The organism is Frankia sp. CeTa3Moorea (assembly GCF_978021225.1).
Map to the genome: position 1 here is coordinate 8,336 of NZ_CDXDOR010000028.1, position 23,984 is coordinate 32,319.

At 70.9% G+C, this 23,984-nt stretch carries 22 protein-coding genes and 1 tRNA gene; 14 read left to right on the plus strand and 9 right to left on the minus strand.

Features of this window, described 5'->3' with window-relative positions; translation table 11 throughout:
• Positions 1-25: 25 nt before the first annotated feature.
• The 9 genes from sppA to AC08OV_RS07835 all read left to right on the plus strand — a co-directional run bounded on the left by sppA (position 26) and on the right by AC08OV_RS07835 (position 9,939).
• On the plus strand, positions 26-2,038 hold the full coding sequence (gene sppA / locus AC08OV_RS07795; RefSeq protein ID WP_476614788.1) for a signal peptide peptidase SppA: 2,013 nt from the start codon (positions 26-28) through the stop codon (positions 2,036-2,038).
• Positions 2,039-2,429: 391 nt separating this feature from the next.
• Positions 2,430-3,713: a phosphopyruvate hydratase gene (eno, locus tag AC08OV_RS07800; RefSeq protein ID WP_476614789.1), complete on the plus strand. Its 1,284-nt coding sequence runs from the start codon at positions 2,430-2,432 to the stop codon at positions 3,711-3,713.
• 4 nt (positions 3,714-3,717) lie between these two features.
• On the plus strand, positions 3,718-4,092 hold the full coding sequence (locus tag AC08OV_RS07805; protein WP_476614790.1) for an FtsB family cell division protein: 375 nt from the start codon (positions 3,718-3,720) through the stop codon (positions 4,090-4,092).
• Positions 4,093-4,179: 87 nt separating this feature from the next.
• Complete coding sequence (locus AC08OV_RS07810; RefSeq protein ID WP_476614791.1) at positions 4,180-4,770, plus strand: DUF501 domain-containing protein; 591 nt, start codon at positions 4,180-4,182, stop codon at positions 4,768-4,770.
• Positions 4,771-4,830: 60 nt separating this feature from the next.
• On the plus strand, positions 4,831-5,901 hold the full coding sequence (locus tag AC08OV_RS07815) for a Ppx/GppA phosphatase family protein (RefSeq protein WP_476614792.1): 1,071 nt from the start codon (positions 4,831-4,833) through the stop codon (positions 5,899-5,901).
• A 73-nt stretch (positions 5,902-5,974) separates the two neighbouring features.
• Entirely contained in the window at positions 5,975-6,772 is a 798-nt protein-coding gene (locus AC08OV_RS07820) for a uracil-DNA glycosylase (RefSeq protein WP_476619489.1), read from the plus strand.
• A 168-nt stretch (positions 6,773-6,940) separates the two neighbouring features.
• Positions 6,941-8,515 (plus strand): NAD(P)/FAD-dependent oxidoreductase, encoded by a 1,575-nt coding sequence (locus AC08OV_RS07825; RefSeq protein WP_476619490.1) that lies wholly within the window; start codon positions 6,941-6,943, stop codon positions 8,513-8,515.
• A 350-nt stretch (positions 8,516-8,865) separates the two neighbouring features.
• A tRNA-Leu gene (locus AC08OV_RS07830) sits at positions 8,866-8,940 on the plus strand.
• Between the two features lie 240 nt (positions 8,941-9,180).
• Positions 9,181-9,939, plus strand: coding sequence for a Bax inhibitor-1/YccA family protein (locus tag AC08OV_RS07835; RefSeq protein WP_476619491.1), 759 nt, complete (start codon positions 9,181-9,183; stop codon positions 9,937-9,939).
• A 96-nt stretch (positions 9,940-10,035) separates the two neighbouring features.
• Here AC08OV_RS07835 and AC08OV_RS07840 read toward each other — a convergent pair whose 3' ends face one another.
• Together AC08OV_RS07840 and AC08OV_RS07845 are read right to left on the minus strand one after the other, a co-directional pair.
• Positions 10,036-10,446, minus strand: coding sequence for a PPOX class F420-dependent oxidoreductase (locus AC08OV_RS07840; RefSeq protein ID WP_462185950.1), 411 nt, complete (start codon positions 10,444-10,446; stop codon positions 10,036-10,038).
• A gap of 157 nt (positions 10,447-10,603) precedes the next feature.
• The gene (locus tag AC08OV_RS07845) at positions 10,604-10,831 is read right to left on the minus strand and encodes a DUF4287 domain-containing protein (protein ID WP_476615220.1); all 228 of its coding nucleotides are present in this window, start codon (positions 10,829-10,831) and stop codon (positions 10,604-10,606) included.
• Positions 10,832-10,940: 109 nt separating this feature from the next.
• Here AC08OV_RS07845 and AC08OV_RS07850 point away from each other — a divergent pair, with 109 nt between their 5' ends.
• Positions 10,941-11,321, plus strand: a complete 381-nt coding sequence (locus tag AC08OV_RS07850) for a hypothetical protein (protein ID WP_476615221.1) — start codon at positions 10,941-10,943, stop codon at positions 11,319-11,321.
• Positions 11,322-11,364: 43 nt separating this feature from the next.
• On the opposite strand, the gene AC08OV_RS07855 is transcribed toward AC08OV_RS07850, so the two are convergent.
• Both AC08OV_RS07855 and AC08OV_RS07860 read right to left on the minus strand, forming a co-directional pair.
• Positions 11,365-12,432, minus strand: a complete 1,068-nt coding sequence (locus AC08OV_RS07855; protein ID WP_476615222.1) for a DUF459 domain-containing protein — start codon at positions 12,430-12,432, stop codon at positions 11,365-11,367.
• A gap of 191 nt (positions 12,433-12,623) precedes the next feature.
• Entirely contained in the window at positions 12,624-14,264 is a 1,641-nt protein-coding gene (locus tag AC08OV_RS07860) for an MBOAT family O-acyltransferase (protein ID WP_476615223.1), read from the minus strand.
• Between the two features lie 196 nt (positions 14,265-14,460).
• On the opposite strand from AC08OV_RS07860, the gene AC08OV_RS07865 reads away from it, so the two are divergent.
• On the plus strand, positions 14,461-15,381 hold the full coding sequence (locus AC08OV_RS07865; RefSeq protein ID WP_476615224.1) for an alpha/beta fold hydrolase: 921 nt from the start codon (positions 14,461-14,463) through the stop codon (positions 15,379-15,381).
• Positions 15,382-15,420: 39 nt separating this feature from the next.
• On the opposite strand, the gene AC08OV_RS07870 is transcribed toward AC08OV_RS07865, so the two are convergent.
• Both AC08OV_RS07870 and AC08OV_RS07875 read right to left on the minus strand, forming a co-directional pair.
• Positions 15,421-15,882: a hypothetical protein gene (locus tag AC08OV_RS07870; RefSeq protein WP_476615225.1), complete on the minus strand. Its 462-nt coding sequence runs from the start codon at positions 15,880-15,882 to the stop codon at positions 15,421-15,423.
• A 90-nt stretch (positions 15,883-15,972) separates the two neighbouring features.
• A complete protein-coding gene (locus AC08OV_RS07875) occupies positions 15,973-17,124 on the minus strand; it encodes a trypsin-like serine peptidase (protein WP_476619492.1) in 1,152 nt (383 codons plus the stop codon).
• Between the two features lie 210 nt (positions 17,125-17,334).
• Between AC08OV_RS07875 and AC08OV_RS07880 the strand changes: the two genes are divergently transcribed.
• Positions 17,335-17,958: a PadR family transcriptional regulator gene (locus AC08OV_RS07880; RefSeq protein WP_476613257.1), complete on the plus strand. Its 624-nt coding sequence runs from the start codon at positions 17,335-17,337 to the stop codon at positions 17,956-17,958.
• Here AC08OV_RS07880 and AC08OV_RS07885 read toward each other — a convergent pair.
• The 3 genes from AC08OV_RS07885 to greA form a co-directional block, all read right to left on the minus strand.
• A complete protein-coding gene (locus tag AC08OV_RS07885) occupies positions 17,878-19,872 on the minus strand; it encodes a vWA domain-containing protein (RefSeq protein ID WP_476613256.1) in 1,995 nt (664 codons plus the stop codon). The two genes, AC08OV_RS07880 and AC08OV_RS07885, sit on opposite strands and share 81 nt — an antisense overlap.
• 43 nt (positions 19,873-19,915) lie before the next feature.
• Positions 19,916-21,379: a magnesium chelatase ATPase subunit I gene (locus AC08OV_RS07890; protein WP_476613255.1), complete on the minus strand. Its 1,464-nt coding sequence runs from the start codon at positions 21,377-21,379 to the stop codon at positions 19,916-19,918.
• Positions 21,380-21,478: 99 nt separating this feature from the next.
• The gene (gene greA / locus AC08OV_RS07895; protein ID WP_462185943.1) at positions 21,479-21,961 is read right to left on the minus strand and encodes a transcription elongation factor GreA; all 483 of its coding nucleotides are present in this window, start codon (positions 21,959-21,961) and stop codon (positions 21,479-21,481) included.
• Between the two features lie 490 nt (positions 21,962-22,451).
• Between greA and mca the strand changes: the two genes are divergently transcribed.
• Positions 22,452-23,354 (plus strand): mycothiol conjugate amidase Mca, encoded by a 903-nt coding sequence (gene mca / locus AC08OV_RS07900; protein WP_462185942.1) that lies wholly within the window; start codon positions 22,452-22,454, stop codon positions 23,352-23,354.
• Between the two features lie 203 nt (positions 23,355-23,557).
• The gene (locus tag AC08OV_RS07905; protein WP_476613254.1) at positions 23,558-23,974 is read left to right on the plus strand and encodes a hypothetical protein; all 417 of its coding nucleotides are present in this window, start codon (positions 23,558-23,560) and stop codon (positions 23,972-23,974) included.
• The last annotated feature ends 10 nt before the right edge of the window (positions 23,975-23,984 follow it).

Below are 23,984 nucleotides of genomic sequence, written 5' to 3' on the forward strand. Positions count from 1 at the left end.
TGGGGGAAGGCTAGCCTCTGAGGGCATGGCTGCCATCCCACGTAAGGCGCTGGCCGACGTCCGCCAGATCGCGGCGCGGCGGACGGCTCCGATCGTCCTTGAACTTGATCTGACGGTCGACCCGATCGAAGGCGCCCCCACCGACCCGATCACCCTGGCGCTCGCCCGGCGCCGGACGACCCTGCGGGATGTTGTCGAAGGCCTACGGTACGCGACCGAGGATCCCCGGGTGTCCGTCGTAGTCGCGCACATCGCCGCCTGCGGGATGCCGCTGGCACGTATCCAGGAGATTCGCGCCGCGATCGCCGCGTTTCGTGCGGCCGGTGGCACCGCCATCGCCTACGCGGACACCTTCGGGGAGTTCGGGGGCGGCACGGCGCCCTACTATCTGGCCTGCGCGTTCGACGAGATCTGGCTCGCCCCGCCCGGTGACTGCGGCCTGACCGGTCTCGGGATGGAGGCGCCGTTCCTGCGAGGAGCGCTCGACCGGCTCGGCATCTCCGTCGAGATCGGCCAGCGGTACGAGTACAAGAACGCCGTCAACACGCTGGTGGAGCGGGACTTCACCCCGGCGCACCTGGAGGCGGTCAGCCGGATCATCGAGTCCAGCTCCGACCAGATCGTGGCCGGCATCGCCGAGGGACGCGGGCTGTCCACCGACCGAGTCCGGCGTCTGATCGATCTCGGACCGCTGGCCGGGTCCGTCGCGCTCGACACCGGTCTCGTCGACCGTCTCGGCTACCGCGACGAGGCGTACGCGGCGGTACGGGAACGGGTGACGCGGGGGCCGTCGGCCGGATTCGAGGATGATGGGGATGGCGCGGGCCGGGACGATGCGCGCCGCGGGCCCGGCGCGGAGCCGGTTCTGATGTACGCCTCCGCCTACCGGCGGTCCGCCGAGCGGTGGGAGAAGTTCCCGGCGCGCCGCGTAGCGGCGCTGGCGGCCGGCGGCCCGGCGGCTTTCTTCTTCCGCGAGGTTCCCGATGATCGGGACGGCTCCCGTCCCGACGGCGCCGGGGAGGCCCACCTCCACCCGGACGAGGCCGCGGGCATCGGGACGAGTGCGCTGGCCCCCTCCGTGACGGCGCCGCATCGCGACCCGAAGAAGGCGGTCATCGCGCTCATCCACGGGACCGGGCCGGTCGTCCTCGGACACGGTGCCCCGGGTCCGTTCTCCGGGCCGGTGCTCGCCGCGGAGGCCACCGCGGCGGCCTTCCGCTCCGCCGCGCGTGATCCCGCGGTGGCGGCGGCGGTGTTCCGGGTGAGCAGTCCTGGGGGTTCCTACGTCGCATCCGACCTGGTCCGCCGGGAGGCCGAGCGGTTCCGGGCCAGCGGTCGGCCGCTGATCGTCTCGATGGGTGACGTGGCGGCCTCCGGTGGCTACTTCGTTGCCCTGGCATCCGATGCGATCGTGGCGAACCCCGGCACGCTGACCGGCTCGATCGGGGTGTTCGCCGGCAAGCAGGTGATCAGCGGCCTGCTCGACAAGGTGGGAGTGGGCTTCGGTGCCGTCGCGGAGGGCGAGCATGCGCTGATGATGTCGCCGCGGCGGCCCTTCACCCCGGGGGAGCGGGAGAAGCTGGAGGAGTTCCTGGACCGGGTCTACGCCGACTTCGTCGACAAGGTAGCGACCGCTCGCGGGCTGTCCCGGGACCAGGCGCACCAGCTGGCCCGCGGCCGGGTGTGGACCGGCGCGGACGCCCATGCGCACGGCTTGGTGGACGTCCTCGGCGGGTTGGCGCAGGCGATCGAACTTGCCTGGTCGCGCGCCGGTCTGCCGGCCGGTGAGACCCCGCGGGTGCGGCTGACGCCCAAGCCGTCGGTGCTGGAACGGGTCCGGTCGCCGAAGTCCAGCGAGGACCGCGGGGCCGCCGCGTCCGTGGCCGGGTCGATGGCCGGGTCCGCCCTGGGCCTGCTCGGCCCCGGTCCCGGTGCCGGCTTCGTCCCGGGCTGGGGGGCGCTGGCACCGCTGGCGGCGCGGCTCGGTCTGCCCTCGGCCGGTCCGCTGGTCATGCCGCCGATCGGGCGGATCGGTTAGCCGGTCCGCACCGGTGGCCCACAACGAACTCGCCGGCCTGTGGGATGCGTGACACCGCCGTCCGCGGGAGGATCGACGCCCGGGTGCCCGACGGCCAGGCAGGCGGTGGAATGACCGTCGGGTGGCCGGTGAATGGACGCGCCGCGGGTGAATGGACGCGCCGCGCCGGGCCGGGACCGGCGTCGCGTCGCCGTGGGGCGACGGTAGTCTCGCAGCGACCGGTTTCGTCCGGACGGCACCGCTCGTCCCGCGCCGCGATCCGCGGCAGGCCATCAGGGTCTGCCCCGGTGGCCTGCCGCGGTGTGGTGGCTTCCGGTCACCGGCCCGTGGCGGTCCGCTGCTGCCACCGCGTCATCGTTCCGTGTCAGAGCGCATACCGGAGGTCGAAGCCGTGCCGTCCATCGAGGCCGTCGGAGCCCGCGAGATCCTTGACTCGCGCGGCAACCCCACCGTCGAGGTCGAGGTCGTCCTGGAGGACGGCACGCTGGGCCGCGCCGCGGTGCCCAGCGGGGCGAGTACCGGCGCCTTCGAGGCTGTCGAGCTGCGCGACGGGGACAACCGCTACGGCGGCAAGGGCGTGACCAAGGCCGTGGCCGCGGTGATCGACCGGATCGGTCCGGCGATCATGGAGTTGGAGGCCAGCGAGCAGCGTCTTCTCGACGCGACGCTCATCGACCTCGACGGCACCCCGGGCAAGTCGGCCCTCGGCGCCAACGCCCTGCTCGGGGTCAGCCTGGCGGTGGCCAAGGCGGCGGCGGCGTCGAGTGGCCTGCCGCTGTTCCGGTACCTGGGAGGCCCGACCGCGCACCTGCTCCCGGTGCCGATGATGAACATCCTCAACGGTGGTGCCCACGCCGACACCAACGTCGATATCCAGGAGTTCATGATTGCTCCGATCGGCGCGAGCACCTTCGCCGAGTCGCTGCGCTGGGGTGCGGAGGTCTACCACGCGCTCAAGAGCGTGCTGAAGGCGCGGGGCCTGGCGACCGGCGTGGGCGACGAGGGCGGCTTCGCGCCGAGCCTGCCCACCAACCGCGAGGCTCTCGACCTCATCGCCGAGGGGATCGACAAGGCCGGCTTCGCCCTGGGGACGGACATCGCCCTGGCGTTGGACGTCGCCTCCACCGAGTTCTACGCGGACGGGTCGTACACCTTCGAGGGCAACTCGCGTAGCGCCGAGTACCTGAGCGACTACTATGCCGAGCTCGTCTCCGCCTACCCGATCGTCTCCATCGAGGACCCGCTGGCCGAGGATGACTGGGACGGCTGGGTGGCGCTCACCGAGCGGCTCGGTGGCAAGGTGCAGCTCGTCGGGGACGACCTGTTCGTGACCAACCCGGAGCGGCTGGCCCGCGGGATCGCCTTGAAGGCCGCGAACGCCCTGCTGGTGAAGGTGAACCAGATCGGCACGCTGACCGAGACGCTCGACGCGGTGAACCTGGCCCACCGTAGCGGCTACCGGGCGATGATGTCCCACCGGTCCGGCGAGACCGAGGACACCACCATCGCCGACCTCGCCGTCGCGGTCGATTGCGGTCAGATCAAGACTGGCGCCCCGGCGCGCTCGGAGCGGGTCGCGAAGTACAATCAGCTGCTGCGCATCGAGGAGGAACTCGACGACGCGGCCCGGTACGCGGGCGCCGCCGCGTTCCCCCGCCACGGGCAGGCCGGCTGATCCCATGCCGCCGCGGAACACCGCGCTGACCACGAGGGCGACCCTGCTCGCCGTCGTGATCTGCGTGCTGGTCCTGACCCTCGCTTATCCGCTGCGGCTGTACCTGCAGCAGCAGGCCAAGCTCTCCGAGCTGAGCCGGACCAACGCGCAGGCCCAGGCGAGGGTCCATGAGCTGCGGGCGACGGTCGAGCGCTACGACGACCAGGCCTGGGTCGAGGACGAGGCGCGCCGTCGGCTGCATTACGTCAAGCCCGGTGAACGGGCGTACCTGATGCCGATCAAACCGGCACCCACCAAGAACGGCGACGAGACCCGCGGCGGGTCGTCCGGGGGTTCGGCCTGGTACGCCCGGCTCTGGTCGGAGATCTCGACGCCGTAGCGGTCACGGGGCGGGAGCCCCGGCCCCGGTGCGGCGAAGGGCGAAGGAACGGTCCTGGCGGACGGTGATGACGGCGAGGGGGCGAGCATGGTACCGGCGGTGACGGCCGAGGATCTCGAGATTGTGCGCTGTCAGCTCTCCCGCGAGCCGCGAGCCGTCCTCGCGGTGGCTCATCGCTGCTCGTGCGGTCTTCCCGACGTGGTCGAGACCGCACCGCGGCTTGCCGGCGGCACCCCCTTCCCGACCCTGTACTACCTCACCTGCCCCCGGGCCGCGTCGGCGATCTCGCGGCTGGAGGGGGCCGGGGTGATGCGCGAGATGACAGCCCGGCTGGCGGAGGATCCGCGGCTCGCCGCCGCCTACGCCGCCGCCCACCGGGACTACCTCGCCCGGCGCGACGCGCACGAGGTGCTGCCCGCGGCCCCGAGCGCGGGTGGCATGCCCGATCGGGTCAAGTGCCTGCACGTCCTCGTAGCGCACAGTCTCGCCGTGGGTCCGGGAGTCAATCCGTTCGGTGACGAGGCCCTTGCGGCTGTTCCCGACTGGGGGCGGCGGGGGCCGTGCGTGGCCGGTGGCCGATGTCCGGGCGTCGACGAGGCCCGCAGCCCGGACCCGCCCCAGGTGGCGGGCCGGCGGGCGACGGACCGACCGGCAGTCGTTCGACAGGGGATCCGATAGGGGACCCGACGGAGGATCCGATAGAGATCCGATAGGGGATTTGACCGGGGAGGAGAGACCGTGAGTCGGGTCGCCGCGATCGACTGTGGAACCAACTCGATCCGTCTGCTGGTGGCGGACGTCGAGGGATCGACCCTGTACGAGCTGACCCGCCAGATGGAGATCGTCCGGCTGGGGGCCGGGGTCGACCGGACCGGTGAGCTCGCGCCGGAGGCGCTCGCCCGCACCTTCACCGCGCTGCGGGACTATGCCGAGCAGATCGAGCGGCTGGGAGCCTCACGGGTGCGGATGGTCGCCACGAGCGCGACCCGCGACGCGCGCAACCGTCATGAGCTCGTCGCCGGGGTCCGCGCAATCCTCGGTGTGGACCCCGAGGTGATCAGCGGGGACGAGGAGGCGGCCCTGTCCTTCGGTGGCGCCATCGGTGACCTCGTCGGCCGAGCCGGTTCGTTGGACGCCGGTTCGTTGGACGCCGGTTCGGTCGAGGGCGCGCCGACGGGGGCGGGCGCGGCGGGATCCGACCCGGTCGCCACGCCGATCCTGCTCGCCGACATCGGCGGCGGCTCGACCGAACTCGTCCTCGGGGACGCGAGCGGGGTGCGGGCCGCCCGCTCGGTGAACGTCGGATGCGTGCGGCTGGCGGAGCGGCACCTGCACGATGATCCGCCGACCGGCGCGCAGGCCGCGGCGATCGTTGCCGACGTGCACGCGGCACTCGACATCGCCGCCCGCACCGTGCCCCTGACCGAGGCGGCGACGCTGGTCGGCGTCGCGGGGACCGTCACCACGGTCGCCGCCCTCGCGGCTGATCTCCCCGAGTACGACCCGGCCCGCATCCACCTGTCCGTGACGGCGGCGGAGCAGGTCGCGCAGGTCACGGACCGGCTGCTGAGGATGACGCACGACCAGCGCGCGGCCCTGCCGGTGATGCACCCGGGTCGGGTGGACGTTATCGCCGCCGGCGCGCTCGTGCTGCGCACCCTGGTCGAGCGAACGGGCGCCGCGGCGGTGGTGGCAAGCGAACGCGACATCCTCGACGGGATAGCGCTGGCCCTAGCCGCCGCGCCGGGCGCCCCGGCCACCGGGCCCGAGCGGGCGGCGTTGCCCGTCACCGCCGGCCCGTCGGTATGAGGCCCGGCTGTATGAGGACCGGCGGGGCGGGGTGACGAGCGGGACGGGTGGCCCGGTCCGGTCACGGGGCCCGGTGCGGCCGGGAAGCGGTTGGCCGGGGGACCTCGCCGCCGCCGACACACCGGTCGCAGCCACGCCGGCCGAGGCCCGCGCGTTGGCCGCCGGCGCGACGGGCACCCGGGAGCTCGATGCCCGGATGTCCGTCTGCCGGGCCTGCCCGCGCCTGGTCACCTGGCGGGAAGAAGTCGCGGCGGTGCGGCGGGCGGCCTTCGCCGAGCAGGCCTACTGGGGGCGTCCGGTGCCCTCGTTCGGCCCGGGCGACGCCCGGATCCTCGTCGTCGGTCTGGCGCCCGCGGCCCACGGAGGGAACCGCACCGGACGCATCTTCACCGGGGACCGCAGCGGCGACTGGCTGTTCGCCTCGTTGCACCGCGTCGGGCTGGCGGCGCTGCCGACCTCGGTGTCCGCCGGGGACGGTCAGCGTCTGACGGCCACGCGCATCGTCGCCGTCGTCCGCTGCGCTCCGCCCGCGAACAAGCCGACCACCACGGAGCGTGACACCTGCCGGCCCTGGTTGGTGCGTGACCTCGAGCTCGTCCGGCCCACCCTGCGGGTCATCGTCGTCCTCGGTGGATTCGCCTGGTCCGCCCTGTGGCCCGCCCTGGCCCAGGCCGGATTCCCGGTTCCTCCGCGCCGGGTGTCGTTCGGGCACGGCGTGCGGGCCGAACTTCCCGTATCCGGGGTGTCGGTCGTCGGTTGCTATCACCCAAGCCAACAGAACACCTTCACCGGCCGGGTCACCGAAGTGATGCTTGACACGATTTTTGGCACGGCGGCGGCGCTCGCGGAAGTGGTTGAGCGGGCCGGGTAAGCCTTTGTCCTTGTGGCCGTCGACACAGAAGGTGAGCCGGAACACGGTCCGGACGCATCGGCACCACGGGCCGAAGACCGCCGGTATTCGTGTCCTGCGTCACGAAAAAAGCTGGGCGGCCAGCCCGGGACCGGGGTGTAACACGGCCCTCGTGGGTACGTTTTTGCCATGGGCTACGGGCAACCACCGCACATCCTCATCGTCGGCGGAGGATACGTCGGCATGTACACGGCCCTGCGGCTGCGGCGGAAGCTGCGCCAGGGCGAGGCATCGGTCACAGTCGTCGAGCCCAACTCGTACATGACCTATCAGCCTTTCCTCCCGGAAGCGGCGGCCGGCAACCTTGAGCCACGGCACGTGGTGGTACCGCTACGTAAGGTCCTGAAGGGCTGTCGGGTTGTCAGTGGAAGCGCGCTTCAGGTGTCGCATGGGACACGGACCGCTGTGATCCAACCATCCCTTGGCGAGAGATTTGATCTTAAATACGACATCTTGGTGATGTGTCCAGGATCGGTAGCGCGAACCCTTCCGATCCCGGGGCTCGCGGAGCAGGGCATCGGCTTCAAGAGCGCGGCCGAGGCCATTTATCTCCGTAATCAGGTCATCAGCCGGTTGGACGCGGCCGCCTCGGTGACCGATCCCGCGGTCCGGCGCCGAGCGCTGACCTTTCTCTTCATCGGTGGAGGATATGCCGGAATAGAGGCTCTTGCCGAGTTGGAGGACATGGCCCGCGATGCGTGTTCTTTCTATCCTGATCTGGAACCGACGGATATGCGGTGGGTCCTCGTTGAAGCCGCCGGCCGTATTCTTCCCGAGGTTTCACCCGGAATGGGGATTTATACTCTCCGGCAGCTCGAGCAGCGGGGTATCGACGTCAGGTTGAACACGCGGGTCGAGAGCCTGGTCGGTGGGCGGGTTGTACTGAATAACGGTGAGAAGTTCGACGCGGGCACCATCGTGTGGACGGCCGGGGTGCGGGCGAACCCGATGCTGGCCGACACGGATCTGCCCCTGGACGATCAAGGTCGGGTGCGCGCGACCGTCTTCCTGCAGGTCGACGGGGTGGGTGACGCGTGGGCCGCGGGTGACTGCGCGGCCGTGCCCGACCTGACCAGGGGCGAGGATGTCACAACCAGTCCCTCGGCCCAGCACGCCGTTCGCCAGGCCCGCCGGCTGGCTCTCAACATCCTCGCCGAGCTGCGCGGCGAGCCCATCGAACCGTACGAGCACAGCTATGCCGGCAGCGTGGCGTCCCTGGGCCTGCATAAGGGTGTCGCCGAGGTCTATGGGGTCAAGCTGCGCGGCTGGCCCGCCTGGTTCATGCACCGGACGTACCACCTGGGCAGGGTTCCCACCCTCAACCGCAAGACCAGGGTGGTCGCAGACTGGTCGTTGGCACTGTTCTTCCGCCGCGAGATCGTCTCGCTCGGATCCTTCGCCGATCCCCGGGCCGAGTTCCGCCGAGTGGCGATGCCGCCCGCGTTCGCCGCGGCCATCTCCCCAGGCACGCCCGGCACTCCGGCCACGACGGCTACGTCGGCTACGTCGGCTACGACGAGCGGGCGGAACGGGACCACTCGCCCCCCCGCTCCCGGTGCCCCCGCGCCCGCCGTCGCCGCCGGCTCGGCCGGCGATGCCGAGGGCGGTGAGGCCGCGTCCCCGGGTGAGGATGTTGTCCGGGCCGCACCGGCCGGCAGGATCTCCCGCGGCCGGAGCCGGACGCCCGGTCCGCGCGGCACGTGAACTGAGCGCCCGGCGGCACCGTGGCCGGCGTGTGACGGTATGGACGCCGGGAGTCTGCGGCCGGTGAATCGTCCCCCGGCCGCGACGGTTCACCGGCCCTCGTGGCTTCGCGGCACTTAGGTGGGGGTGTTTTCCCGCGTCTCCGCTCTGGCCGTCAAGACCAAACCCGACGGCGGGCCCGCCTTTTAGCGATCTGGGTTGTCCACTGATCGAAGGGGATGGCGAACAGTCGGCATCCTCGTCACGATGAGTCACGCTTTCGGTCGTGCCGCCATCTCCGGACCACTTTTTCCGCATGTGTTATTCCCAGACCCTACGTAGCGTGGTAGAAATATCAGCGATGTAGACGAGCCGGTGTATCCCAACTGGTAGAGGAGGCTGTCCTAAAAACAGCTCGAGTGTCGGTTCGACTCCGACCACCGGCACAATCCTTTCTCGGTCGTCCGGGCATCTGACCGATGAACCGCGGCCGACGAGGGGAAGGCTTCGTCGCTGTGAGGATGCTGTGAGGATGCGCGTGGGCGTGCGTCGCGATGTCTTGTCGCCGTCCACCGTGTCCGGCGCGCCGGGAACTCCTGCGTCCCAAGGAACGTTCCATACGGTGACGTAGGCTGTAGTCACCGAGGGTGATGCCTCCCCGGAGGCGACCGAGAGGAGCCGGCTCCATGGCCGACCTTCGTTCCTCGAACCCCGCGTTCCGTCGTGGTGGTTTCGCGTCTCCTCCCACGCCGACCCCCGAGGAGCTGGCGAGCCACTACCGCCAGCCCACCACCCTCACGATCGACGACGTCGTCGTGCACACGCTGGGGCTGTTCGCGCTGCTGGCGGCCGGTGGCGCGGTCGGCTGGGCCCTCGCACCGGACTCGCCCGGCATTGCGCTGGGGGCCGGCCTCGTCGCCCTGACGATCAGCCTGTTCGTCTCGTTTCGCAACCTGATCAGTCCGCCGCTCATCATCGCCTTTGCCCTGATCGAAGGGGTGGCGGTCGGGGCGGTCTCGCGCTACTACGAGGACACCTTCAACGGCATCATCCCACAGGCCCTGCTCGGGACCGGTCTGATCTTCGTCGTGATGCTGGTTGCCTACCGTAGCGGCCGGCTGCGGGCCACCCCCCGGATGGCCCGCATCGTGTTCGGCGTGCTCCTCGGGGTCGTGCTCCTCGGCCTGACCGACCTCGTGATCAGGGCCACCAGTGGAAGCCACCTGCCGGTGATCAACGATGCGACGCCGCTCGGCATCCTGTTCAGCGTGCTCGTGCTCGGCGTCGCGAGCCTGCAGTTCATCCTCGACTTCGACTACATCGAGCGGGCGATCGAGTCCCATGCGCCGCGTTCCGAGGCGTGGCGGGCGGGATTCGGCCTGCTGATCGGCTTCGTCTGGGTCTACCTGGAGATGCTGCGCCTGCTCTCCAAGCTGCGGCAGTAGCGCGCGGGTCCGTCGTGGGGCCGAGGCCCCGCCGACGATCAGGTCAGGGCGGGCAGGGTCAGGGCGCGCGCGTGGGGGTGTCCTCAAGCCTGGTCCTCAGCCGGAGACGTCCGGCCCCGCCGACCGCGGAGTGATCTGGATGATGCATCGCTGATCGCGGATCATCGCCGCCCGGTAGTTGTCCCAGTCGGGATGCTCACCCGCGATGTCTCGGTAATAGGCGATCAGGAGGTCCATCGCCGCCGGTAGCCGGATGACTTCGGCGGTTCCGTTGATCTGCACCCAGGGCCCGAAGAACTCATCGGGGAACACACAGATCCGTACGGTCGGATCCCGCTCGATGTGGCGGACCTTGTAGGCGGTGAGCCGGCTGCTGATCTGCAGATGCCCGTCGGTATCCACCCCGACGGTGACCGGTGACATCTGGGGCGTGCCGTCCCGGCGGGTGGTGCTGAGTACCGCCCGGTGATGATCGCGTACGAACTCCGTGGCTGCGTCGAGGTCCATGTAGTCATTGTGATGTGCCCGGTGGTCGACCCGGCGCGTCAACGGTGCGGACCGCGTCCGCGTCCCGCGCCGGGTACCCGCGCCTTACCTCGATACCTCACCGGGCGGCCGAGCCTGCGCGCTCGACGCTGCCGAGGTGCCGACGCTGCCGAGGTGCCTACGCGCGGATCGCCCGCCGCCGCAGATCGGCCTCATGGACCAGGGCCGCCGCATAGCAGTGCGGCAGGTCGTGCTCGGCCCGCAGCCAGTTGACGCGCTCCGTGAAGCGGAGCAGGCCGGGTCCGTCGTCGAGCCGATCGAGCCAGTGGTTCACGTCGTGGCCGGTTGCCTTCGGTATCCGTTCGATGAGGATCTGGTGGGTCTGGGCGGAGCGGTTCAGCGACATGCGCGCCTCCTGAGATGAAACCCGACGTCAACGGACCATGTCTGGAGGGTGCCCTATACCACAGTAGAGAGCAAGACCCGTTCCCGTCATCGTCAGGTATCCTGCCCGGATGTCCGACGAGGTCCGTGATCTCACCCGTGAGGTCGGCCTGCTGATTCACCGTCTTCGGTGCTGGTCCGGGTCATCATGGGATGTTCCGGTGGAATCCGGTGGCACCAGGGCGGAGCGGGCCGTTCGGCTGCTCGACGAACTGGCGTCGCTCGGCGAGCGGGCCGGCACGGGAGTGCCGGCCGGCGCTCGTCCACCGCGGCTGGCGCCGCACGCCCTGACCGACCAGCTCGCGGTCCTCGCCGACGATCTGGTCGCCGCGATCTCGGTGTCCGGTGCGGCGGCGCCGTCCGGTCGCGACGTCCTGGCCGCAGCCCGGGTCGCGGTGCTGGCTGCCCGCCGGGATCTGGACGGCGCGGGCTTCGGGTTCCGCCCCCGTTGAGCGTTCGCTCGGTCCGGCCCCCGCCGGTCGGTCCGATCGTCGTTCACCGCAGGTTCCACGTGCTGCGCACGGTCTCCAGAACGTGTCCCGCGGCGATCCGCGCGCCGTCGAGACTCAGGTGCACGCCGTCACGGGCCCGGGCCAGGATGGTGTTACCGTCCGTGCCGGTGAGGTAGTCGCTGTACGCGCCGTTCTTCGACAACCACGGGGTGAGGTCGAGATATCGGGCTCCGACCACCCTGGTCGTGGCGTCGAGGGTCGCCTCGTTCAGTCGGCGGAAGTAGCCGTTCAGCTGGTCCGGCCGGGCCGGCGGGAGGCTGAGCCACAGCACTCGGCGGGCCCCGTCGCCGCTCCAGATCCGCATCACGACGATGGCACGCCGTCGGTACTCGGCGGCCCACGCGTCCGATCCGGCCGGCAGGACGGTTCCGTCCGGAAGCGTGATGCCCTGGCCGTCGTTCCCGCCCATGGCGACGATCACCAGCTCCGGGTTGCGCTGCGTGATCTGCGCCCGGGCATGGGTGGCCCAGTCGAAGAAGTCGGGCCGCACCAGGCCCGTGCCGAACCGCGTCTCGGTCTGTGCCCGGATCGTGGCGGGCGCACTGTTCATGATGGTCGGACCGAGTGATTCTGTCAGCGAGTCCCCGGTGACCAGGACGCGCAGCGGATCGGCCGCGGTCGGGTGGCGCGGTGGCAGTGGGGAGCGGTGGGAACCGGCGGCGCCCGGCCCGGAGGCGCCAGGGTGATCGGGCTCGGCTTCAGCCCGGCTGGCCGCCGATGCCAGCTCGGAGAAGGTGCCGCCGGGCTTGGCGTCGTGACCGAATGCGCGCGACAACCACCGGTCCGGTTCGTCGAGGTGGACGGTCCGGGTGATCCGTTCGATCGGCCGGGCCATGCTCAGCACGAGCGTGCGGGTGAGTCCTGGGCGCATGCCCTCGCCCGCGTGCACCATCGCTGAGGCGCGGAGCACCGCCAGCAGACCCAGGGTGACGGCTACCAGCAGGAAGGCCTGCCGGGCCCGGACGACGCCGGTGGTCGTCGCGGGTGCGGTCGCCGGTGGCCCCGGTGGCTCCGGTGACCCCGGTGGCGCCGGATCTTCACGCTCAGTCATCGTCCCTCGGCTTCGTCGGCGCAGGTCACAGATGTCCCGGAATGTGATCAGGCGTTGTTGTTCGATTACCTTAAGTCAAGGCTCCGCTCTCCGCCGCTCGTATCGTCCGGCCTGGGCGGCCCCGGCCGGGGCAACGCTCCGGCTCCGGCTCCGGCACCGGGATCGGGACGGGGAGAGCAGGCGAGCGTGACTCAAAAGTGGAAGTAGATGAACGGCGCGACGTCCTGCGGGCCGACGATCGCATAAATGATCATGATGCTCAGGGTGAGCAGCGCGATCTGGGCGCCAAGGCGCAGTTGGGCGAAGGCGACCTGCGTGTGGATCCACCAGGCGCGCGGGACGGCGGCGGTGGCCAGTCCCACCCCGATGGCGGCGAGGACCGTCGGAGTGACCAGCGGCGCCGGTCCGCCCGCGGTGAACAGCCGGACGACGAGCTCGCGCGCCGTTGCCAGGTCGGGCGCTCGGAACAGGACCCAGGTGGCACACACGAAGTGGAAGACGGCCAGCCGGCCGGCCCAGGCGCGGATCGGGTTGGGGACCGCTTCGGGAAGTGAGGCCTGTGTGGCGGTGATCGTCCGGCGGCTCGCGGTGGTCGGCGTCCCCGCGGGGCTGTCGGCGGTGCTGGAGCCGGCAGCGAGACCGGGACCAGCAACGGCGCCGGATCCGCCAGGGGAAAGGACCGGTGCGGGGCTCTCCGATCCCGGCCGGGGTAGCGGCATCGCGGAGAGCCCCGCCGATTCGGCCTGTCCCGTGACTCGTGCCCATTCCGTCGCCCGGATCCGGTCCGCCCGTCGGGCACGTATCCGGCGTTCGGTCACCAGGCCACCGCCGTGCAGCGCTCCCCACAGGACGAACGTCCAGGCGGCGCCGTGCCAGAGACCACCCAGAGTCATGGTAATCATGATGTTGAGGTAGGTGCGCCGACGCCCCTTCCGGTTCCCTCCGAGCGGTAGGTAGACGTAGTCCCGGAGCCATCGGGACAGGGTCATGTGCCAGCGGCGCCAGAAGTCCTGCAGGGTGGCGGCCGCGTAGGGACGGTCGAAGTTGTCCGGGAAGCGGAAGCCGAGCAGGAGGGCGATCCCGATCGCGATGTCGGAGTACGCCGAGAAGTCACAGTAGATCTGCACGGCGTAGCCGTAGACGGCCGTGGCGATCTCCAGCGACGAGTGCTGGCCGGGCGCGTCGAAGACGGGGTCGACGAGGCGCGAGGCGATCAGGTCGGCGAGCACCACCTTCTTGACCAGGCCGCCCACGATCAGGAACACGGCCCGGGTGGCTTGGACCTGGTTCGGGTCCCGTGGCGTGGCGAGCTGGGGGATGAACTCGCGCGCACGCACGATGGGACCGGCGACCAGGTGCGGGAAGAACGCCTCGTACACGGCGAAGTCCAGCAGCGACGCGGGTGCGCTGGTGCCGCGATGGACGTCGATGACGTAGGACAGGGCCTGGAAGGTGAAGAACGAGATCCCGATCGGCAGCGCCACCTGGAGCAGGGGCAGCGCTGTGGGGAGACCGATCTCGGCCAGCGCGCGGTCCACCGACAGGGCGAAGAAGCTGTAGTACTTGAACCAGCCGAGCAGGCCGAGGTCGCAGACGATCGCGGCGATGAGGATGCGGCGGTCGCGCCAGCGGTGGATCGCGACGGCGGCGCCCTGGTTGATCAAGGTGGAGGCCACGATCAGCAGCACGAAGCGCGCGTCCGCGAAGCCGTAGAAGAAATACGACGCCCCGAGGATGAACGGCTTCCACAGCCTCGGCCGGGGCATCAGCAGCCAGGAGATCGCCAGCACCACGACAAGGAACGCCGCAAACTCGATCGTCGGAAAGATCACGTGTGTCCGTCCGGTGAGGTTGCCCAGCAGGATAATCGCTATAGGAGGTCGAGAGACTACCTAAAGTAGTTGACGGGTGGGGTGTTCGCCGCTCGACGGCCGCGCTGCCGGCATCCGCCTGGCCCTTTCGGGTGACCTCCGGCCGATTGCCGGCGGAACTCGTGCGCCGGCGCCATGGGATGGCTACCTTCCGACCATGGGCATCGTCTCGGTCAACGGCATCGACCTCGCCTACGAGATCCACGGCGACGAGGACGGGTTGCCGCTGCTCCTGATCGGCGGCCTCGGGCAGCAGCTCGTAGGCTGGCACCCGGACCTGCTGGCCGCGCTCGGCCGTCGCGGTTATCGAACTATCATCTTCGACAACCGGGACGTGGGACTGTCCACTCATCTCGACCAGCTCGGTCGGCCCGACCTGGCAGCGATCCTGAGCGGTCGCTTCGACCTCGCCCCCTACCGGCTCGAGGACCTGGCCGCGGACACAATCGGCCTGCTGACCGCCCTCGGAATCGAGTCGGCGCACCTGATGGGCAGCTCGATGGGTGGCATGATCGCCCAGATCGCGGCCCTCGGGAACCCCGAGCGGGTGCGCAGCCTCACCTCGATGATGTCCCATCCGGGTGACCACCGGGTGCAGCCGACCGCCGAGGCGATCGCGCTGTTCCTGCGGCCGGTGCCGGCCGACCTGGAGGAGTTCATCCTCGCCGGGCACGAGGCACAGGAGGTCCTGGGCTCGCCGCTGTTCGAGCCGGACGTGGCGTGGCTGCGGCGGCGGGCCGAGATCCAATGGGGCCGTCGCCCGAACCCGGTCGGGGCCATGCGCCAGATCGCCGCCGTGCTCGCGGCGCCCGACCGCACCCCCGGGCTCGCGCGGCTCCCGGTCCCCACCCTCGTCGTCCACGGTGACGCGGACCCGCTCGTCCCGGTCCTCGGTGGTCGGTTGACGGCTGCGGCGATCCCGCTCGCGGAGCTGCTGGAGATCGACGGGATGGGGCATGAGCTCCCCCGCCAGGTCTGGGGCCGCATCCTGGACAAGCTTGACGATGTCGTGCATCGCGGGGAGGCCGCGCATCGCGGGGGAGTCGATCGTCGCGGGACGCTCGCGCAGGCGAGCTGAGCGCCGACCCGCCCGGATCGTCGCGGTGGCCCGGCCGAGTCAGGTCCCGGGTTTGATGACCATGGAAGCAATGATCAGTACCCAGCAGGCGGTGCTCACGGCGACACCCCCCATGATTGGAAGGGTACGCCGATGCGTGTCACCGCCCGCGTCGATCTCCTTGACGGCGTGGGCGAGCCCGGGCGCGATTATGCCCAGCGAGATCCCGGTGGCCACCACCCACAGCACGAGGGCACCCGACAGCCAGGGGTCGCCCAGCGACCGCACGCTGCCGAATGATCCCTGATTCACCAGCCCGAGGCCCGTCACGACGATGAGCAGTGAGGCGAGCGCGAGGGCCCGGATCATCCGCACGCACAGGCGCAGGATCGGCAGGGCGCCGGCCCCCAACCGCAGCAGGCGCGGGGTGACCACGGTGATCAGTGTCAGTGGACCGATGACGAAGACCCCGACGACGACGTGCACGGTCAGGAGGAGCCCGAAGCTGCCCGAATGCGGCATGCACAGAAGGTATCGATCGTCGTCAGCCGGCGATATCCCGGGGGACGGCGATATCCCGGGGACGGCGATATCCCGGGGGACGGCGATCCGCTAGAGCCGGTAGGACTGATAGTAGAGTGACTTCACCACGTCGCCGAAGTGAGTTCCGTATAGTTTGTCGTTGACTCCGGCATAGGCGTAGCTGATCACCCCGTTGACCCAGCCGTGCCCGGAACCGAGCCGGCCGAGGCCGGTGAGCAGTGGCCCGCCGCTGGCGCCGGCCGTCATGCGGCAGGCGACGCCGATCGACGGGCTGCCGTAGGGGTCGCCGAAGCCGGGGCCGGCGCAGTAGACGAGCTGGCTGCCGTCGTAGGGGGGCAGCCGCGGGTAGCCGAAGGTGTACTGCGGATACGTCCCCGGAAGATCGAAGGCGATGCCTTGGGACCCGACCGTGTCCTCGAGATGACGGCCGCGGGACGGGGACGGGTTGAACAGGGCGAAGCCGGTGTCGACGTCGAAGTCGCCCCGATGGGCCCAACCGGACGTCACGGTGAGCCGGCGGGCGGTCCAGATGCCGTAGGGCATCGCGCCGTTGTCGAACCCGGGGATGAAGATGACGTTCCGCGCGAACTGTTCCCCGGTACCGCCGTGCACGCAGTGCCCCGCGGTGACCACGAGGTCACGACTGGGGCTGGACACGACGCTCGCGGAGCAGGCGTAGTCACCGCCGCCGATGGTGGCGAACAACCGGCCGGTGGTCGTGGTCACCAGCCCGCCCCGGGTGTAGGGCATTCCGGCGCTCGGGGGCGGGGGAGCGCCGCTCGCGGCCGTTTCGGAGCCGCCGACGGCAGGCGGGGCCGGCCCGGGACTGAGGGGGGCGGCATCGGCATGGTCGTTCGTGCGGGCCCCGAAGGCTCGGGCCCGCCGCTCCGCGCTCCAGTACCGTTCGACCTCGCGCTGCTCGGCGAGGGTCACCGCCCCCGGCGCCGAGAGGAGCTGTCCCGCGGTGGATCCCGGGTACGTGGCGGCGATCGGCGCGCCCCCTCGCCCGGTGGCCGACGCCGCCTGGGCGGGGCTGGCCGGAAGGGCCGCGGGTGCCAGCGCGACGCCCGCCGTCAGCAGGATCGCGACGGCGAGCCTCGATCGCGCGGGCGGGCGTGGGCGGGCTCGGGTGGCGCCGGGTACATCCGTCGGCGGGAGTGGTCGGAGGCGTGCCGCGCCCGCCCGCCCCTCGCACTCCTGGTCTGCACTCCGTGACGTCACGACAGCGCAGAGTAGCAGTACTGTCGCCTTCTGCGGCGGCTCGCGGGCGTTGTGGGACGGGTGGGTCGGCGGGCAACACCTCCCGGCCTCGTCGACCCATCTCCATGGGTCGGCTGGAGAGGACTGTAGGCGTAAGACAGCTAGGTGGTAGATAGTCCGAAAAAGACAGTACCTATCAACCCGTATCATTCAAGTCATATCATTGAGACCATGGCTGGAATCGCGCTGACGCCGGTGTCGTATCTGGTCCTGGGGGAGGTAGCGCGGCGTGGCAGTGCCACTCCGTACGAGCTCAAGGTCGCGGTTGCCGGCTCGATCGGTAACTTCTGGTCGTTTCCGCACGCCCAGCTCTACAAGGAGCCGCCCCGCCTTGCCGCGGCCGGACTCCTTTCTGAGGAACGGGAGGAGTCCGGCCGCAGGCGGCGGATCTTTCGCCTGACCGGCGCCGGCCGGAGCAGGTTGGCCGGGTGGCTCGCCGTCCCGGAGGCCGGGCGCACCGAGCTGCGCGATTCCGGTCTGCTCAAGCTGGCATTCGCCGATCTGGGCCGGCCGGGTGATGTCAGCCGGCTCGCGCGGGCCCAGGCGGCGGCGCATCGCGCTCACCTGGAGGTGTACCGCTCCCTGACCGCGCTGCCCGCGGGCGCCCTGGCCTGGTCGCTGCGCCGGGCCCTCGATCTCGGGCTCGGCTACGAGGAGCTCGCGGTCGAGTTCTGGGAACGCCTCGCCGCCGAGCCGGGCGGGGCGGCGCGGCGGTCAGCGGACGGTGCGGTGCCTGCCCCGGGCCCGCAGGTAGTCCCGGATGACGTAGTTGCCGAGGGCGGCGGGATCGGGTGAGAGAACCCGCCCGCCGTTGCGTCTGGCCATCTCCTCGACGAACTGCACCAGCCGTGGCTCGTCGTCGAGCATGAACACATTGACGGTCACGCCGCGCCGGGTGAGCCGGTCGACCTCGGCCAGGGTCAGCTCCAGGGTCTCGGGCATCGGCGGCCAGGAGAACGAGGGAGTCCCGTCGCGCAGCAGGTGCGCGGTGGGCTCACCGTCGGTGACTACCATGATGACCGGCTCCGCCTGCGGGTAGCGGCTCAGCAGCCGGCCCGCGATGAGCAGGGCGTGCTGCAGGTTCGTGCCCTGCACCATCTCGGAGTCGAGTCCGGCGAGCTCGACCGGCCGCAGCTCCCGGGCGTAGTCCGAGAAGCCGACAATGTGGATCTTGTCTTGCGGGAACGACGTGCTGACGAGCGTGTGCAGCGCGAGTGCCGTCGACTTCGCGATGCCCCAGGTGCCTCGCAGCGCCATCGAGTAGGACAGGTCGACGAGCAGGCACACCGCTGCCGTGGCGCGGCGCTCCGTCTCGGCGACCTCGAAGTCGGCCACCGCCAGGCGGATCGGGTGGCCCCGGCCGGGCGGACCGCCGCGCAGCACCGCGTTGCGGACTGTGCGGACGACGTCGATCGGCTGGGTGTCGCCGAACTGCCAGGCCCGGGAGGTGCCCAGCAGATCCCCGGCGGAACCCGCGTCGGTCACACTGTGATCCCCGCGGCCTCGGGCGGAGACCTGCCGGAAGATCCGGGCCAGCGCGGCCTGCCCGATCCGGCGCACCGCCCGTGGGGTGAGCTCGAGGCTCCCGGCCCGGCGGGTGAGGAATCCCTGCCGTTCCAGCTCCCGTTCGATCTCCTGCAGCCCCCGCAGATCGTCGACGGCGGACCGGCCCAGCGCCCGGGCCACCGCCTCGGGGTCGACGTCCTCCAGGGATGCCCCGGCGTAGTCCTGCCCCAGCGCGGCGGCCAGTTCGTCCAGCTCCGCGAGCTCCTCCAGCGCGGTGGTGGCGTCGCCGAGGCCGAGCGGTTCCTCGCCGGTCAGGCCGTCGCCCAACCGGCCGGCCCGCCCCCGCACCCGTCCACCCCAGTTGAGGTCCGGTCGGGACGCGCGCAGCGCCTGCGCCAGTCGTGACATCTCTGCGGCGAGCCCCAGGTCCTCCATCGCCGTGGACATCAGGTCGGCGAGTTCGGAGCGCTGCTGCGGGGTGAGCCCGGCCAGTAACCGCGCGGCGGCGGCGGCCCGGCGGGCCAGCGCGTCGACCAGTTCCTCCAGCGAGCCGGGGTTCTCCGGGAAGAAGTCGCCGAACTCTCGCATGAACCGGGCGAACGCCTCGTCGGTGTCCTCACCACGGGCGTCCGCCTCCAGCAGGGCGTTGAGCGCGGCGACCATCTCCCGGATCCGGGCGAAGTCTTCGGGCGCGGCCCCTTCCAGGGCCTGCTTCATTCCCTTGAACTGGGAATCGAGGACCTCGCGACGCAGCAGCTCGGAGATCTTCTCGTACGTCTCGCGGGCCGGCGGGGACCGCCAGTCGTACTCGGCGAGCGAGCGCACCGCACGGGCGGGGTCCGCGGGCAGCGCGTCCAGCTCGGCCTCGCGCAGCCGGGCGTCGTCGGAGGGGTCGGGGAACAGCGCCGCCCGTTCCTGGCCCACGGCGGTGTCGAGCAGCCGGCGGACCTCCTGGAGCGTCCCGTCCATCCGGCCGCGGGACCGGGCCTCCCGCCGGTGCCGCTCGACGGCCCGGCGCATGTCGTCCAGACCACGCCGGCCCGGCATGCCCCGGCGCAGCAGCGACTCCAGCGCCTCCCGCGGGGTGCGTCCCTCCAGAATCTGGCGGGACATCTCATCCAGGGCGTCGGACGCGGTGAAGGGGGAGGCGAGTGGATCGGGTCCGCCGTCCCACGGGCCATAACGGAATGTTCCGGAACTCACTGTTCCTCCTGGAAGCTTCCGTGCGAGGTCAGGTGCCGCCGGGTCAGGTGCCGTAGACGGTCCGTCCGGGAAGCTCTTCCTTGGCCAGCCGACGGTTGAGGTGCAGTCCCTCCATCGCCAGCTCCAGTGCGGCCGCCGCGAGCCCCGGCGACTCCGCCCCGTCCACGCCGAGCCTGGTCAGGATCGCCGCGAGCCCGGGCACCGGCCCGACCCGGCGCAGCAGCTCGGCCGCCGCTACCAGGTCGCCGGTCTCGACCGGGCCAGCCGCGTCGAAGCGGGCCTGCAGGCCGGTGAGGTCCGCGCCGGCCAGTCTCGCCCGGAACGTCTCGGCCACCGCGCGGCGCAGCAGCAGCGCGAGGACCTCGTCCTCCCGGTCCTCCTCCAGCTGGTCGAACTCGATCTTGCCGCGTACTGCCGGGACGATCGCGGCGAGGTCGACCACCCGTGCGGTGGGCGTCTCCTCGCCGGTCAGCGCCGCGCGGCGGACCGCCGAGGCCGCCACCGTCTCGGCCGCGGCCACCGACAGCCGGGCCGATACCCCCGAGTGCTGGTCGACCTGGGGGGCGTCGCGCACCAGCCGGGTGAACCGGGCCACGATCTCCACTAGGTGATCGGGTATTTCCGGCGCGCCGAGCGGGGACCCCGCCCAGGACATCACCGCCTCCTGGCGGATCAGCGCCAGTTCGTCGGTGAGGTGCAGCGGGTAGTGGGTGCGGACCTCGGCGCCGAACCGGTCCTTGAGCGGCGTGATGATCCGCCCTCGGTTGGTGTAGTCCTCGGGGTTGGCCGAAGCGACCAGCAGCAGGTCCAGCGGCAGCCGGAGCAGGTAGCCGCGGACCTGGATGTCCCGCTCCTCCAGCACGTTGAGCAGCGCGACCTGGATCCGTTCGGCGAGGTCGGGCAGCTCGTTGACGCTGAAGATCCCGCGGTTGGTGCGCGGCACCAGCCCGTAGTGGACCGTCTCGGGATCGCCGAGCGTGCGGCCCTCGGCGACCTTCACCGGGTCGACGTCGCCGATGAGGTCGCCGACGCTTGTGTCCGGGGTCGCGAGCTTCTCGCTGAACCGCTCGCCGCGGTGCCGCCAGACCACCGGCAGCGCGTCACCGAGATCGGCCGCCAGCGCGCGGCATCGGCCGCAGACCGGCGCGTAGGGGTGGTCGTTGATCTCACAGCCGGCGACGGCCGGCGACCACTCGTCGAGCAGGCTCACCAGAGTGCGGATGAGCCGGGTCTTGCCCTGCCCGCGCTCGCCGAGGAAGACGATGTCGTGGCCGGCCAGGATGGCCCGCTCGACCTGGGGAAGGACGGTCTCGCCGAAACCGACGATGCCCGGGAACCGGGGGCCGTCGCCCCGCATCAGGGCGACGAGGTTGTCGCGCAGCTCCGTCCGCACCGGGCGGTGCGCGTGCCCGCTGCGGCGCAGCTCACCCAGGGTGGTGAGCCGCGAGGCGGCGGCCGTCGGCGGGTGGGCCGGAGATGCCACGGTCGGTGGAACGGTCGGTGGCATGGAATGACTGGGCTGTGCCGGCAGATCCTCCACCCGTCGACGGTACGCCGATGCCGCCACCCGTGCAGCCGGGTCGGCAGTCGTCCGCTGCTGGCGTAGTCAGCCCGAGTAGGGCGACACCGAGACGATCTCGACCTTGGCCGAACGGCCGTTGGGCAGCGTGTAGGAGACGGTCTCGCCCGCCTTGCGCCCGGTCACCGCGCCGCCCAGCGGGGACGCCGGGGAGAAGACCTCGATGGGCGTGCTGTGGTCCTCACGCGAGCCGATGAGGAACTTCTCCGTCTCCCGTTCGCCGGGGAAGCGCACCTCGACGACGGTGCCGGGGCCGGCCTCGCCGGTCGCCGCGGGTGCCTCGCCGACCTGGGCGTCGCGCAGCAGGTCCGTGAGCTGGCGAATCCGGGCCTCCTGCTTGCCCTGCTCCTCCTTGGCCGCGTGGTAGCCGCCGTTTTCCTTGAGGTCGCCCTCCTCGCGGGCAGCTTCAATTTTGGTCGCGATCTCCGTACGCCACGGGCCGGTCAGGTAGTCGAGCTCGGAGCGGAGCCGGTCGTATGCCTCCTGGGTGAGCCAAGTCTGCTGCGTCACGCGGGTCACGCTCCTCGGTGAACATCAAAAGGACCATCATACCAAAATGAATCAAGGAAGATGTCGGGCTTGGTGGCTCCGGCGGCGTCTGGACCGCCTGGAAGCCCCGGACCGGCGGGTCAGCCCTTACGGGTGATCCGACAGCCCTTGCCTTCGACCTCGACCACGAATGCTTCACGCAGGGGTGGGAGGACGACGGGACCGGCCGTCGTCCATCGGCCCTTCGGGCCGGGCCGACGACGATGTCGGTGCGCCGGTCGACGGCAGGCCTGCCGTCGAAGCATGCCCTGCCGTCGAAGCATGCCCTGCCGTCGAAGCATGCCCTGCCGTCGAAGCATGCGCGGACGGTGCATTGTGCCACGGCGTTGGGTGACTTTTCTAGACCGAACGCGGGGCGGGCCCCGGCGGTTCCCCGGGCGAGCTCGGACCACTCGGGCCAGTGAGCTCGGAACAACGCCGGGGCATCAGGAACGCCGGGGCATCAGGAACAATGGGCCGCATGCCTGCGGTCCACGATCGGCATGGCCTGCGCTTGATGGCCATCCACGCCCACCCCGATGACGAGTCCAGCAAGGGCGCCGCCACCATGGCACGTTACGCCAGCGAGGGCGCCGACGTGCTCGTGGTCACGTGTACCGGGGGAGAGGAGGGCAGCATTCTCAATCCCGCGATGGACCAGCCGGGTGTCGCCGCCCGGATGGCGGAGATCCGCAGGCAGGAGATGGAGGCTGCCCGGCTCATCCTCGGGGTCCGCCAAGAGTGGCTCGGCTTCGTCGACTCCGGGCTTCCTGAGGGCGATCCGCCGCCGCCCGTTCCGGACGGGCGGTTCGCCACCATCGCGCTCGACGAGGCGGCCCGTCCGCTGGTCCGGTTGATCCGTCAGTTCCGGCCGCAGGTCATCACGACCTACGATGAGTCGGGCGGATATCCGCATCCCGACCACATCATGACCCATCGGGTCAGTGTGGAGGCGTTCGAGGCGGCCGGTGATCCCGACCGTTATCCCGAGGTCGGTGCCGACGCCGGCCTCGAACCCTGGCAGCCGCTCAAGCTCTACTACCACCTCACCTTCCACAAGGAGCGCATCCTGGCTCTCCACGAGGAGATGATGGCCCGCGGTCTGGAGTCCCCCTATGCCGAGCGGCTGGCCGAGTGGGTCGACCGCGCCGAGGACACCGGTCGGCTCACCACCCAGGTGGAGTGCGCGGACTGGTTCGAGACCCGCGACCGGGCGCTGATCGCCCACGCCACCCAGGTCGACCCCACCGGATGGTGGTTCCGGATACCCCTGGAGGCGCAGCGGGACGCTTGGCCGACGGAAGACTACCAGCTGGCCCGTTCTCTCATCGAGGTCGGCATGCTGCCCGAAGACGATCTGTTCAACGGTGTGTGACTTTCCGGTGATGTGACCTTTCGCACGGCATGTGACTTTTTGAACAGTATGTGATCTATTCAACGGTGCGTGGCCGCGGAGGCGGAGGGCTCGCACGGCAGGGCGTAGGGTCGGAACTGGCGCCCGTCGTGGAGTGTCCCCGTGGCGGGCGGTGACAGCAGGTGTGGCGGACACCAGAGGACACCAGGTGTGAGGACGTGGCCGTGAACGAGGTCTTCGCCGCTTCCGTGCTGGTCGAGAGGAAGATCGACGCCGGAGCCGTCGGGTTCCTCGTTGTCCTGGCACTGATCGTGGCATCCAGTGTGATCTTCTTCTTCCTCTCGAAGAGCCTGCGCCGGATGCGGTCGAACGTCGCCAGCGGCGAGTTCGCCGGCGGCGACTCTGATCCGAACGCGATACGCCGGCTGGACGGTGGAGACGGGCGCCGTGGCGGGCGCGGTTCCGCCGCCTTGCCCGGGGGAGATGCGCCGGTTATCGACGGGGAGGTCGTCGAGGAGACCCCCGGCACCCCCGGCACCCCCGGCGCCGGTAGCCCGGCGGGCCCGGCGGGTGGCGGCAAGCAGCTGGACCTGCCGACCCAGCCCGGACCCCCCGCGGGCTCCGCGGGGAGCGATCGGTAGGCGGCTGCCG